At 70.1% G+C, this 12,547-nt stretch carries 10 protein-coding genes and 1 pseudogene; 8 read left to right on the forward strand and 3 right to left on the reverse strand.

From position 1 onward, the window contains the following. Window positions 1-32: 32 nt before the first annotated feature. Window positions 33-1,172 carry an SIS domain-containing protein gene (locus FPZ11_RS08645; protein ID WP_210415992.1) on the reverse strand — a complete coding sequence of 380 codons (1,140 nt, stop codon included), beginning with the start codon at window positions 1,170-1,172 and terminating at the stop codon, window positions 33-35. Window positions 1,173-1,457: 285 nt separating this feature from the next. Here FPZ11_RS08645 and FPZ11_RS08650 point away from each other — a divergent pair, with 285 nt between their 5' ends. The 4 genes from FPZ11_RS08650 (at window position 1,458) to FPZ11_RS08665 (ending at window position 6,290) form a co-directional block, all read left to right on the forward strand. Then, the gene (locus tag FPZ11_RS08650) at window positions 1,458-2,393 is read left to right on the forward strand and encodes an ROK family protein (RefSeq protein ID WP_146320061.1); all 936 of its coding nucleotides are present in this window, start codon (window positions 1,458-1,460) and stop codon (window positions 2,391-2,393) included. Next, complete coding sequence (locus FPZ11_RS08655; protein ID WP_146320063.1) at window positions 2,390-3,244, forward strand: class II fructose-bisphosphate aldolase; 855 nt, start codon at window positions 2,390-2,392, stop codon at window positions 3,242-3,244. The genes FPZ11_RS08650 and FPZ11_RS08655 overlap by 4 nt, the downstream gene beginning before the upstream one ends. Next, window positions 3,241-4,026 carry a DeoR/GlpR family DNA-binding transcription regulator gene (locus tag FPZ11_RS08660; RefSeq protein ID WP_146320065.1) on the forward strand — a complete coding sequence of 262 codons (786 nt, stop codon included), beginning with the start codon at window positions 3,241-3,243 and terminating at the stop codon, window positions 4,024-4,026. Before FPZ11_RS08655 ends, FPZ11_RS08660 begins: the two co-directional genes overlap by 4 nt. A 404-nt stretch (window positions 4,027-4,430) precedes the next feature. Next, complete coding sequence (locus FPZ11_RS08665) at window positions 4,431-6,290, forward strand: sigma-70 family RNA polymerase sigma factor (RefSeq protein ID WP_146320067.1); 1,860 nt, start codon at window positions 4,431-4,433, stop codon at window positions 6,288-6,290. Here FPZ11_RS08665 and FPZ11_RS08670 read toward each other — a convergent pair. Next, on the reverse strand, window positions 6,240-7,580 hold the full coding sequence (locus FPZ11_RS08670) for an MFS transporter (protein WP_146320069.1): 1,341 nt from the start codon (window positions 7,578-7,580) through the stop codon (window positions 6,240-6,242). The two genes, FPZ11_RS08665 and FPZ11_RS08670, sit on opposite strands and share 51 nt — an antisense overlap. A 115-nt stretch (window positions 7,581-7,695) precedes the next feature. Here FPZ11_RS08670 and purU point away from each other — a divergent pair. The 4 genes and pseudogenes from purU to FPZ11_RS08690 all read left to right on the forward strand — a co-directional run bounded on the left by purU (window position 7,696) and on the right by FPZ11_RS08690 (window position 11,579). Next, window positions 7,696-8,572: pseudogene (purU, locus tag FPZ11_RS08675) on the forward strand (formyltetrahydrofolate deformylase). Between the two features lie 129 nt (window positions 8,573-8,701). After that, window positions 8,702-9,064 carry a YrdB family protein gene (locus FPZ11_RS08680; protein WP_146320071.1) on the forward strand — a complete coding sequence of 121 codons (363 nt, stop codon included), beginning with the start codon at window positions 8,702-8,704 and terminating at the stop codon, window positions 9,062-9,064. Further along, a complete protein-coding gene (gene nagA, locus FPZ11_RS08685; RefSeq protein WP_146320073.1) occupies window positions 9,061-10,215 on the forward strand; it encodes an N-acetylglucosamine-6-phosphate deacetylase in 1,155 nt (384 codons plus the stop codon). Before FPZ11_RS08680 ends, nagA begins: the two co-directional genes overlap by 4 nt. 305 nt (window positions 10,216-10,520) lie before the next feature. Next, the gene (locus tag FPZ11_RS08690) at window positions 10,521-11,579 is read left to right on the forward strand and encodes a putative endonuclease domain-containing protein (RefSeq protein WP_146320075.1); all 1,059 of its coding nucleotides are present in this window, start codon (window positions 10,521-10,523) and stop codon (window positions 11,577-11,579) included. A 167-nt stretch (window positions 11,580-11,746) separates the two neighbouring features. On the opposite strand, the gene nagB is transcribed toward FPZ11_RS08690, so the two are convergent. Continuing rightward, the gene (nagB, locus tag FPZ11_RS08695; protein ID WP_146320077.1) at window positions 11,747-12,526 is read right to left on the reverse strand and encodes a glucosamine-6-phosphate deaminase; all 780 of its coding nucleotides are present in this window, start codon (window positions 12,524-12,526) and stop codon (window positions 11,747-11,749) included. Window positions 12,527-12,547 lie beyond the last annotated feature (21 nt).

Here is a 12,547-nt window from a genome sequence, read left to right on the forward strand (position 1 = left end):
CATATCCTGCCCGGCGGCGCCGAAACCGGCCGTCAGCCGAGCTGGTGGATGCGCACGCCCTTCACGACCCGGTTCACGTCTCCGCTGGGGAAGGGGTTGTCCGTGGTGATGCCGAGGCGCTGCGACTGGCCGAGCGCGAGCGTCTGCGCGAACACCACGTACGGCAGCGCGAGAACCTCGTCGGGCAGCTCGTCGATGCCGGGCAGCGCCCACGTCTGGACGCCGTCGATCTCCGGCGCATCTGCCGTCGTGCCGTCGGCGACGACGGCGATCACGTCGTGCTTGCCTGACGTCGTGTGCAGCTCGGCGATGATGTCCAGGTCGTACTGCCGCGTGTACGGGTCGGACGACACGTACACGACCACCAGCGTGCGGTCGTCGAGGATCGACTTCGGGCCGTGCCGGAAGCCGAGCGAGCTGTCGTGCACGCCGACGATGCGGCCTGCGGTGAGCTCGAGCAGCTTGAGCGCCGACTCCCGCGCGAGTCCGGTGAGCGGTCCACTGCCGAGGTACACGATGCGGTCGTATGCGGTGTCGGCGGCGTGGAGTGGAACGGCCTGCCCCTGGGACAGAGCCCAGTCGCCGGCGCCGGCCGCGGCATCCACCGTGCCTGCGAGCGCCGGAGCGAAGGCGAGCAGCGCGGTGAGCAGCATCGAGGAGAAGCTCGAGGTCATCGCGAAGCTCTGATCGTTGGTGCCCTCCGGCGTCACGAGCACGAGGTCGTCCGCGCGCTGCGAGTGCACCTGAAAGAGGTCGCCCGTGGTGTCGCACGTGATGATGAGGTGGTGCACCGTCGTCAGCAGCTGGTCGGCGAGCTGCGTCGCCGCGACGGACTCCGGGCTTCGGCCGGAGCGGGCGAACGAGACGAGAAGCGTTGGCAGGTCCTCGGCGAAGACCGCGCGCGGGTCGGCGACGATGTCGGTCGTCGCGACGGCATCGACACGCCTGCCGAGGACGCGCGCCAGACCCGGGGCGAGGATCTCGCCGATGAAGGCCGACGTTCCCGCTCCGGTCAGCACGATACGGGCGTTGGCGGGCACGACTCTCGTGAGGAACTCGTCGATCCGCGCGCGCTGCTCCGCCACGGATGAGCTCACCTCGCGCCAGACCCGAGGTTGCTGCGCGATCTCGCGCGTCGTGTGTTCGGCTCCGGTGCGGGCGGTGTCAGTCACGATGCTCCTTGTCGTGGGTGCGTGGTCATGGGGACGAGTCGCGAGGCGATGCGCGTGCGACGACGTGCGACGGTCGCTCATTCGCGGATGTAATCTGCGCCAAAGTGCGCTGTTACGATCACAAACTAGCAGAGCGAGGGTGTCGTTCCGACGAGAATCCGAGCGGTCCGCTGCGCGGTTCCCCTGTAGACTCGCATCACCATATCGACCGAAACTGCAGTTTTCACGGGTTTTCTGATCATCCTCGATCACCGACCATCTGCCTTCCGTCATCCTGGAGACACCATGACCACACTCGGACCCGGCGCCGCGGTGCTCGCGTTCGACGTGGGCGGCACCGACATGAAGGCCGCCCTCGTCGATGAGACTGGCGTGCTGCGCGACACCGTGCGCGTACCGACTCCGCTGGCGAACGGCGAGACCGGCGACCGTGTCGTCGCCGAGGTCGCCGCGCTCGCGGAGCAGTTCGCGAAGCGCCATCCCGATGTGCACCCGGCGGCCGCCGGACTCCTGGTGCCTGGGCACGTCGACGACGTGCACGGAATCGGCGTGTTCGCCGAGAACCTCGGCTGGCACGACTATCCGTTCCGCGAGCGGGCGGAAGCCGCGCTGGGCCTGCCGGTCGGCTTCGGCCACGACGTGCGCGGATCCGGCGAAGCGGAGCACCGGCTCGGCGCCGCACGCGGATTCGACGATGTGGTCGTGGTGACGATCGGCACCGGCATCGCCGCGGCCCTGTTCATCGGCGGAAAGCTCTACACGGGAGGCGGGCTCGGCGGGGAGATCGGCCACGACCGGGTGGCCGAGGGCCCCATGTGCGCGTGCGGAGGACGAGGATGCCTCGAGGCCGTCTCCTCCGCCGCCGCCATCGCTCGTCGCTACTCGCTCCGGACCGGCCAGGAGGTCGCGGGGGCGAAGGAGGTGCTCGAACGCAAGCGGCGCGGCGATGCCAACGCCGCGGCATCCTGGAACTCCGCCCTCGACGCGCTGGCTCTCGGGCTCTCCCACGTGGTCGCGCTGCTCGCACCACAGGCGATCGTGATCGCCGGCGGGCTCTCGGAGGCCGGCGAAGAGCTGCTGCAGCCGCTGCGGGAACGGCTGGACGGCATCCTCACGTTCCACCGCCGCCCGCAGCTCATCAAGGCGACCATCGGCGGCGACGCCGGCCTGTACGGCGCCGCACTGACCGCCAGAGACGTCCTGAACGGAGACGACGCATGACCCTCACTCCCACCGGTGACCTGATCGCGGATGCCGCGAGCCGCCACGTCGGTATCGGCGCGTTCAACGTGCTGCACCTCGAGACCGCCGAAGGCATCGTCGCCGCGGCCGAGCGCGCCGATCTCCCCGTCATCTTGCAGATCTCCGAGAACTGCGTCACGTATCACGGCTCGCTCGAGCCGATCGCGCTGGCCTGCCTCGCGCTCGCGCGCGAGTCGTCCGCCCGCGTGGCCGTGCACCTCGACCACGCGGAGGACGAGCGGCTCGCCCTGCAGGCGATCGACCTCGGCTTCGGCTCCGTCATGTTCGACGCCTCCAAGCTCGACTACGACGCCAACGTCGCGGCGACGCGCAGAGTGACCGAGTACGCCCATCGGCACGGCATCGTCGTGGAGGCCGAGCTCGGCGAGATCGGCGGCAAAGACGGCGCGCACGCGCCCGGGGTGCGCACCGATCCCGATGAGGCCGTGGCCTTCGTGGCAGCGACAGGGGTCGACGCGCTCGCCGTCGCGGTCGGCTCGTCGCACGCGATGACCACGCGCGAGGCATCCCTCGACCTCGACCTGATCTCCAGACTGCACTCAGCGCTGACCGTGCCGCTGGTGCTGCACGGCTCCTCGGGCGTCGCCGACGATGTCATCGCCGCCGCCATCAGGGCAGGCATGACCAAGATCAACGTGTCGACGCATCTGAACGGTTTCTTCACACGCGCCATCCGCGACTATCTCGAGGAGAATCCCACGGTCGTCGACTCCCGCAAGTATCTGAGCGCCGGCCGCGCCGCACTCAGCAGCGAGGCCGAACGTCTGCTCGAACTGTTTGCGCACCAGAGCGAGGGGCGGAGCGCATGAACCGCGCCGACCGGCTTCGCGCCGTGCTCGATCTGCTGGCCGAGACCGGGCAGATCGAGGTGGACGACATCGTCGAGCGGCTCGGGGTCTCCCCTGCCACCGCGCGCAGAGACCTGGACGCCCTCGCCTCGCAGCAGCTCCTGAGCCGTACGCGAGGCGGCGCCACAGGGCAGTCGGTGGCCTACGACCTGCCGCTGCGCTTCAAGAAGGGGCAGAACGCCGCCGAGAAGCTCGCGATCGCCCAGGCAGCGTCGGCGCTGATCCCCCGCGGGTCCGTGGTCGGGCTGTGCGGCGGCACGACGAGCACCGCGGTGGCGACCGCACTGGGCTCTCGACCCGACGTCGCGGAGCCGTCCACGCGCCCCACCCTCACCGTCGTGACCAACGCGATCAACATCGCCGCCCAGCTGCTCATGCGCCCGCAGATCAAGGTGGTCATGACCGGCGGTGTCGTGCAGCCTCGGTCATACGAACTGGTCGGCCCTTACACCGACTCGGTGCTCGCCCAGATCACGCTCGACTTCGCGTTCATCGGCGTCAACGGGCTCGATCCGAAGCTCGGCCCGACCGTGCACGACGAGCACGAGGCCGCCGTGAACGCACTCATGGCGCAGCGCGCCGAGCGCGCGGTCATCGTCGCCGATTCCAGCAAGATCGGCCGTCGTGCCTTCGCCTCCGTGGCGGAGCCAGGCGCGTTCGACACCCTCATCACCGACGACGGCATCACGACGTCGCAGCGCACCGCTTTCGAGGAGGCGGGGCTGCGGGTGATCGTGGCCTGACGGCATCCACGGCCCGGCCGCCTGAAGGTGGTGGTGCGGTCGGATTTCACATCGACCGCACCACCACCGGCTTGCCGCGTGGCCCAAGCCCCCAAGTTCCACGCGGCATCCTGACCGTTTCGGGTCTCAGCCAGGACCGTCGCACCGAGGCGGTGCACAACACTGCCGAAGGCCGAATGATTCGCGACGGTGGTCCGTTTCACTGAGAGAAGACGTCGAACCCGGCCGATCATGACGCGGGTCGCACAAAACATTTCGAGGAATTGCGGATGCCCTGATCACGTCGGAGAATCGAACCACCCCCGTCCATCCCTGAGCAGGAACCCCCACCCCACGGTCCGCCGCCGCATGTGCAGCAGACGACCGAGAGATCGCAGGCCGATGAGGCCCGGAAGGCAACCCGAATGTCATCGCACGCCGCCACGCGCAGACTCGAGCGCGCAGGTGACGCCGAGCTCGTCACGCTGACGCGCAAGGGCGACACGGATGCCTACGCCATGCTCTTCCGCAGGCACGCGTCGGCCGCCACCTCGGTCGCGCGCTCCGTGACCAGCACGTTCGAGCCCGACGACCTCGTCTCGGAGGCCTACACGCGCATTCTGCAGGCGCTCAAGGCGGGCAACGGGCCGACCGCCGCGTTCCGCCCCTATCTGTTCACGACGGTGCGCAACATCGCGGCGTCGTGGGGGCGTTCGGGCAAAGATGCTGTGCCGCTGGAGCCCGTCGAGCTCGAGGCGCTGGCCGTCGAAGCCGACCCCACGCTGGCCGAGCTCGACCGCTCCCTCACCGCGCAGGCGTTCCGCACGCTTCCGCCGCGCTGGCAGGAAGCGCTCTGGTACAGCGAGGTCGAGGGCATGCAGCCCGCCGAGCTCGCGCCGCTGCTCGGCGTGCGCGCGCAGGCCGCAGCAGCGCTCTGCTACCGGGCGCGAGAGGGCCTGCGTCAGGCCTGGATCCGCGCCCACCTGAACTCCGCGCACCTCGAGCCGGAGTGCGCGTGGACGGTGGAGCGCCTCGCCGCGCGCTCACGAGGGCGCCTCGGCAAGCGGGACCGCGCGAGAGTCGATGCGCACCTCGACACCTGCGCGAAGTGCGCCATGGCCGCCGCCGAGGCGGAAGAGACCGGCTCGCGGATCGCGCTCGTGCTGCTGCCGCTCGTGCTCGGTTCCGGCGCGGCGGCCGCGTATGCGGCGAGCGTCAAGGCCGGCCTGGTCGTCGGAGCCGGAGCCGGCGGTGCCACCGCTGCCGGAGTCGGCACATTCGGGGCGAGCGCGGCGGGCGCCCAGGGAGCAGGATCCGCAGGGGCGGGTGCCTCGTCGGGCTCGTCCAGCGGAGGCCTCAGCGGCGGAGCCGGGGTTCTCATCGGCGTCGTCGCCGGCGTGGTCGTGGTGGCAGGCGCCGTCGCCGGGGTGCTCGTGGCCACCGCGCCCGGGCACGGCTCGGATGCCTCGCCCGCCGTTCAGCAGGACTCCTTCGGCTCCTCAAAGGCGGGCGACTCGTCCTCCAGCCCCGATGTCTCGGTGCCCGGAGCGTCACCCAGCGCCACACCCGCCCCGACCGCCGATCCTGGTCGAGACTCGAGCACCGGCCCTGACCAGACCCCGAGCACCGCGAACCAGAACTCCTCGTCGACCCCTGCGTCGTCGAACCCGGCGTCCACTCCGAGCGGCACGACCTCCTCCCCTGCGGCGCCTCCGACGTCGAGTCCGCCCTCGTCGCCCGGCACCCCGAGCACCCCGGCCCCCGTGCCGCCTGCGCCGCCGACCATCACCGCCGACACGGGCGACGGCCGCTATCTGCCCGTCGTCTCGGGAAGCGCGCTTCCCGACGCGACGGTGACCGTCTCGGGAGGCGGCGCGACCGCCACGGTGCGTGCCGACGCGAGCGGTGCCTGGCGGGTGACGGATGCGTTCGGAGACTTCCCGGCAGGCGCGGGCACGGTGAGCGCCAGCCAGACCGATGCCGAGGGCCTGAGCTCGGCGACGGCATCCGTCTCGTTCTCCCTCTCCGCACCGCAGCTCAGCGTGACCGGCATCGGATCGTCGCACTCGCCTCTGATGACGGTGCGGGTCACCGGTGTACCAGGCGCGCGCATACAGGTGCTCGTCGACGGGGTCTCGCAGAGAATCAGCAGTCTGGACGGCTCCGGACAGCACAGCTACCTGATCGCGCTGCGCCGAGGCACGCACGACATCGCCGTGCGCTACGCCGACGGTTCAGGCCGGCTCGGCCCCTCGACGCACACGACGGTCACCGTCGGGCCGTGACCACGAACGCACCGTGACCGCGAAGAACACCATCGACACGATCAGGATGCCGAAGGCCACCCACGGCACGGCACCGATGCCCCACGCGGCGTAGACCGCGCCGCCGACGACGGCTCCGCCGCCGATGCCCACGTTGAACGCCGTGGTGTAGATGGCGCTCGCGGTGTCGCGGAACCGTGACGAGGTGGCATGCAGCATCTCGGTCTGCAGCAACGGCGGCAGGATGCCGAACGCCAGCGCCCACAGTGCGAACGCGGCGATCGCGAACGGCGGCATCCCCGGCACCAGCGCGAGCAGCAGCACGCCGGCCGCGGTGAGCACGAGCCCGATCACGAGCGAGCGGATCGGCTTCTTGCCGAACCAGGCGCCGACGAGCACGACGCTCACCGCGCCCATCACGCCGCCGACCGAGAGCAAAGGGCCGACAGCACCCGTGCCGAGGCCCATCGCCTCGGCGATGTAGGGCGCCACGTACGCGTTGAGCGTGAAGTTGCCGAGGGTGATCACGCCGGTGAGCACGCAGATGAGCATGACGGGGCGGATGCTCGCATCGCTGCCCCGCATGCCGCGCGCGCTGCGCACACCGCCTGCATCGTCTCCCGAGGTCACGGTCGTGATGCCGCCGGTGACCGTGGCGATGCCGCCCGTGACGGCGGGCACGGCGCCGGTGACGAGCGGCGGATTCTCGGAGCGCGGCAGGATGGCGCCGATCGCGAACGCGCCGACGACGAGCAGGCATCCGATCACCGCGAAGGCCACCCGCCAGCCTGCGGCGTGGCCGAGGATGGTCGCCAGCGGCGAGCCGAGGATGAGCGCGATGGACACGCCGCCCGAGGTGATGGCGACGGCGCGGGCGATCTGCTGCGGCGCCACGATGCGACCCGCGTACGCACCGGTGACCGCCCAGAAGACGCCGTGCGCCGAACCGCCGATGATCCGCGCGATGACGGCGACGCCGTAGTTCGGCGCGATGGCCATCAGCAGCGAGCCGATGCCGATCACGATGATGACGATCACCACGAGCAGCCTGCGGGGAACGCGCCTCGTCAGCGCGGTGAGCGGCGTCGCTGCGATCACGACGGTGAACGCGTAGACCGAGACGAGCATGCCGGTCTGCGGCGTCGTGGCGTGCAGACCGTTCGCGATCTCCGGCAGCAGGCCGGTGGGCAGCGACTCGCTGGTCACGGCGAGAAAGGCCGCGGCCGCGAGCGCGAGCATCGCCACCCACGGGAAGGGCGGTGAGGCCGGTCCCTGCGCACGACCGGGTGCGCCTGCATCAGACGACGACATCGGCTTCGACCCCCTGGTTGCTCACGCCTGACGCACGGCGTTTCGATTCCCCACACTCTAATCGATTCGATGAACGCGGAAATGCGGCTCCGCCCCCGTGCCCTACCCTTGGGGGATGGATCAGCAGATTCCCGACGGCACCCCCGTGCAGCACTGGGTTCTGACGCTCAGTTGCGCGGATCGCCCCGGCATCGTGCACTCCGTCAGCGGGGCCGTCGTCGAGGCGCGCGGCAACATCACCGAGAGCCAGCAGTTCTCCAGCGCCGACACCGGACGATTCTTCATGCGCCTGCAGATCCAGTCCCCCGCCGACCGTGCGGAGTTCGAGGATGCTCTGCTGCCGGTCACGCGACGCTACGACATGACGTGGAACCTCGATGTCGTCGGCCGCCCGCTGCGCACGCTCGTGCTGGCCTCCACCGCTGCGCACTGCGTCAGCGACCTGTTGTTCCGCCAGAAGGCGGGCCAGCTGACCGTCGACATCCCGCTCGTGCTCGCCAACCACGGCACGCTGCGCGAGCTCGCCGGCTTCTACGGCGTGCCGTTCGATTCCCCTGCCGGTGACGGATGCCGCGAGCAAGGCCGCCTTCGAAGCCCGCGTCCTCGAGGAGGTCGAGCGGCACGACATCGAGCTCGTCGTGCTCGCCAGGTACATGCAGATCCTCTCCCCCGAGCTCTGCGCGGCCCTCGCCGGCCGGTGCATCAACATCCACCACTCGTTCCTGCCGGGGTTCAAGGGCGCGAACCCCTACAAGCAGGCTCACGCGCGCGGCGTGAAGCTCATCGGCGCCACGGCGCACTTCGTCACCAGCGACCTCGACGAGGGCCCGATCATCGAGCAGAACGTGGTGCGCGTCGACCACGCGCAGTCGCCTTCCCAGCTGGTCTCGATCGGCCAGGATGAAGAGAGCCGCACCCTCCGCCAGGCCGTGAAGTGGTTCGCCGAGAACCGCATCCTGCTCGACGGAGTGCGCACCATCATCTTCCGCTGACGGGTTCGGCCGGGGTTTCTCCCACCCTGCGCCCACTATCGCCGCTCCGCGGCTCGAGGTCTCAATCGGGTCGGCCGTGCGAGCACGCTCCCACGGCGCTCCCCTCAATCGCCCCTATCATGGAAGGCGATGTCTGCCCAGAATTCCGAGCATCCGCGCGTCCAGATCGACTTCTGGGACGTCGCGCGATTCGTGATCGAACTGTTCGCCTTCGTCAGCCTCGCGGTCTGGGGGTTCATCGCCTGGCCGCTGCCGTGGAACATCGTGGTCGGCATCCTCGCACCGGCACTCGCCGTCGTGCTGTGGGCGCTGTTCCGCTCTCCGAAGGCCGTCGTCAAGGTGGATGCCTTCGGCAAGGCGATCGTCGAGATCGTCGTCATGACGGCCGCGGCCTTCGCCTGGTGGGATCTCGGCCAGCCGATCGTGGCGGTCGTCTTCGCGGTCGTCGCCCTGGTGAGCGGCATCGTCAGCGGACGGAAGGAGCTGGCATGAGCGCCGCGCGCGTCATCCACTCGGCACGCAAGCTCGACGCAGACGGTCAGATCGACGACTTCTGGCTCGCGACCGACGGCGAGCGCATCGCCGCGACCGGTGATGGAACGGGGTGGCGCGCCTTCGCGGAGGGCGCGGAGGTGACGGATGCCGGCGGTCACTGGCTCACGCCCGGCTTCATCGACCTGCACGGGCACGGCGGCGGCGGCTTCGCCTACGAGGGCGGCAGGGAGGCCATCCTCGGCGCGATCGCCACGCACCGCGGCCACGGCACCACCCGTTCGGTGCTGAGCCTCGTCGCGAACCCGATCCCCGAGCTCTGCACCAACCTCGGACTCATCGCCGATCTCGCCGACGCCGATCCGCTCATCCTCGGCTCGCACCTCGAGGGGCCCTTCCTCAACGAGAAGCGCAAGGGCGCGCACAACCCCGAGTTCCTGCGCGCGCCGAACGATCCGGAGGCGATCGAACAGCTCATCGGCGCCTCGCGCGGCACCCTCAGACAGATCACCATCGCTCCCGAGCTCGACGGTGCCCTCGAGGCGATCGACGTGCTCGTCGAAGCGGGCGTGCATGTCGCCGTCGGCCACACCGAGGCCACGATGGAGCAGGCGCAGGCGGCGTTCGACCGCGGTGCCCGGCTGCTCACCCACGCCTTCAATGCCATGCCGGGCATCGGCCACCGAGCACCGGGCCCTGTCATCGCCGCGCTCGACGACGACCGGGTCACGCTCGAGCTCATCCTCGACGGATTCCACGTGCACCCGGATGTCGCGCACCTCGCGTTCGGCGAGGCCCGGCACCGCGTCGCCCTCATCACGGACGCGATGGCGGCCGCCGGCTCCGCCGACGGCGCGTACCGGCTCGGCTCCCTCGACGTCGTCGTGACGGACGGTCAGGCATGGCTGGCCGACGGCTCGACCATCGCCGGTTCCACGCTCACCCAGGACACCGCCCTCGGCATCGCCGTCGAACGCACCCGTGTCGAGCCCGCCGCCGCCGTCGAGGCGCTCACGCTGACGCCGGCTCGCGTGCTGAACCGCGAGCACGAGCTCGGCCGCCTCGCGGCCGGCTACCTCGCCGATGCCGTGCTGCTCGATCACGAGTGGCGCGCCAGCAGCGTCTGGGCCGCCGGCTCGCAGCTGATCTGAGCCCTCGCGCCCGACCCGTCCCTCGCCAGCACTCCTCGCTGCCGCCCCACCACCACGTCGCCACCTCCCATCTCTCTTCGACCGATCTCCCCCGCCACCTCTCATCTCCCCTCCCGCACCGATTTCCTGTCGCAGGATGCCCCCACCCGGCGCCGCAATGGGCCGTTTGCGCCCACAAGTCGGTGGTGGCGGCAGGCGCAACGGGCGCGACCGCCCGTCGTCCACAGCGGGTGCTGAACGCAGGTGCTCCACGGATGCGCCGCCGCGACTACGCGAGCAGATGGCGCCCCGGCAGTCTGGGCCGCATGTCTCGCACCGCAGCCGCGCTCCCCGGCGACCTCGGCGACGGCTTCGCGGTTCGCGCCGCCCGAGAGGCCGGCGTCGCGGCCAAGCGGCTGCGTGCCTTGGACCTCGAATCCCCCTTCTTCGGGGTGCGCACTCGCCGCTCCGAAGCCGACCGACGCTCGCCGCAATCCGCTCCCGTTCGGGATAGCCGTGCAGACGAGACGCGACGGCTCGCAGACCTCATCGCCCGCAGAGCGAAAGCGTTCGCGGCGATAGCCGCTCCCGACTCGTGCTTCTGCCATGCGACGGCTGCGGTCATGTGGGGACTCCCTCTGCCGTTGCGGGTTCTCCGGCGCGTCGCCGCGGCCACGGAGCGCAACGGCGAGAGCGTCGCACCCCGGGGCATCGATGTCGGCGTGCTCGCGCCCGCGCGCCCGTCGCGCGCGGCCGGCGTGAAGGGTCGTCAGCTGTCCGCACGACTCATCGACGTGAGAGAAAGCAACGGGCTCCGACTCACGAACCCGGCCACGACATGGGCGATGCTCGCAGACGAACTCGCCGTCGACGAGCTCATCGAGCTCGGCGATGCGATCGTCTTCATTCCGCGGCGACGCGGGATGCTCCGCGGCACATCCGAGGACGCTCTCGGCACGCCCGCCGAGCTTCGTGCTGCCGCGAATACGCCTTACCGACGACACTCGGACAGACTCCGCTCTGCCGTCGACGAGATCAGGATCGGCGCGGCATCACCGGCCGAGACTCGCTATCGGATCGCATCCATTCGCGCGGGACTCCCCCTGCCCGAGCTCGACTTCGACGTGTTCACGGCGACCGGGGCCCCGATCGGCTTCACCGAGATCGCTTACCCGGATTACCGTGTTCTGGTCGAATACGAGGGCGACCATCACCGAATCGATCGGGATCAGTGGAATCGCGACATCGAGAAGCACTCGGCATGTGCGGATGCCGGATGGCGGGTGATCCGCCTCACGGCACGACACCTCTACCCGTCGACCGCGCCCGCCGTGGCGCAGGTGCGCACAGCCCTGTTGCGCGCCGGCTGGCGCCCCAGCTCATGATGCGTCGTGCGATGACCGTGCGGCGACTGCCGCGCGACTTCCTGTCGCAACACGCCCCTATCGCTGCGGCGAAGGGGCGTGTTGCGACAGCAATCCGCTGGTGCCGGATGCGCTGGAGTGGATGCGTGGGGTCCTAGAAGCCCGCTTGGCAGCGGCGACCCGAAGGGTCACAGCTGCCAAGACGGCTTGTTGTCGTACGTGTAGGTGTAGTAGTCGGCGAGCCTGAGCTTGCTCGCCGCCGCCTCGTCGATGATGACGGTCGCATGCTCGTGGAACTGCAGCACGGATGCCGGGCACATGCTCGAGACGGGGCCCTCGACGGCCGCGGCGATGGCATCCGCCTTGCCTGCGCCCTGGGCGACGAGCACGAGCCTGCGCGCGTTCATGATCGTTCCGAGTCCCTGGGTGACGCAGTGCGTGGGCACCTCGTCGAGCGAGTCGAAGAAGCGGGCGTTGTCGGCCCGCGTCGTGGGCGCGAGTGTCTTGATGCGGGTGCGGGACGCGAACGATGACGTCGGCTCGTTGAAGCCGATGTGCCCGTTGGCGCCGATGCCGAGGATCTGCACGTCGATGCCACCGGCATCCGCGATCGCCTGCTCGTAGTCGCGGCATGCGACCTCGATGTCGATGGCGCGGCCGTCGGGCACACGCACGAGCGTCGGATCCATGCGCAGCGGCTCCACCACCTCCGTGCGGATCACCGACGCGTAGCTCTGCGGGTGCTCCTCGGGGATGCCCACGTACTCGTCGAGGGCGAAGCCGCGCACCCCGTCGAAGTCGAGGGTGCCGTCTGCCACACGTCGTGCCAGGTCGGCATAGATCGCCAGCGGCGACGATCCCGTCGCGAGGCCGATCACCGCGCGCGGCTTGGATTCCACGACACGACCGATCAGTTCGGCGGCCAGCGCTCCCACCTCGTCGGCGGTCTGCTTGATGACGACTTCCACGCGAATGCCTCCTCGGGCTTA

It is taken from the genome of Humibacter ginsenosidimutans, assembly GCF_007859675.1.
Lineage (GTDB): Bacteria > Actinomycetota > Actinomycetes > Actinomycetales > Microbacteriaceae > Humibacter > Humibacter ginsenosidimutans.

Coding starts and splice junctions, on each gene's coding strand:
- FPZ11_RS08650 (WP_146320061.1), top strand. CDS start 1,458: ATGACCACACTCGGACCCGGCGCCGCGGTGCTCGCGTTCGACGTGGGC.
- FPZ11_RS08655 (WP_146320063.1), top strand. CDS start 2,390: ATGACCCTCACTCCCACCGGTGACCTGATCGCGGATGCCGCGAGCCGC.
- FPZ11_RS08660 (WP_146320065.1), top strand. CDS start 3,241: ATGAACCGCGCCGACCGGCTTCGCGCCGTGCTCGATCTGCTGGCCGAG.
- FPZ11_RS08665 (WP_146320067.1), top strand. CDS start 4,431: ATGTCATCGCACGCCGCCACGCGCAGACTCGAGCGCGCAGGTGACGCC.
- FPZ11_RS08670 (WP_146320069.1), bottom strand. CDS start 7,580: ATGTCGTCGTCTGATGCAGGCGCACCCGGTCGTGCGCAGGGACCGGCC.
- FPZ11_RS08680 (WP_146320071.1), top strand. CDS start 8,702: ATGTCTGCCCAGAATTCCGAGCATCCGCGCGTCCAGATCGACTTCTGG.
- nagA (WP_146320073.1), top strand. CDS start 9,061: ATGAGCGCCGCGCGCGTCATCCACTCGGCACGCAAGCTCGACGCAGAC.
- FPZ11_RS08690 (WP_146320075.1), top strand. CDS start 10,521: ATGTCTCGCACCGCAGCCGCGCTCCCCGGCGACCTCGGCGACGGCTTC.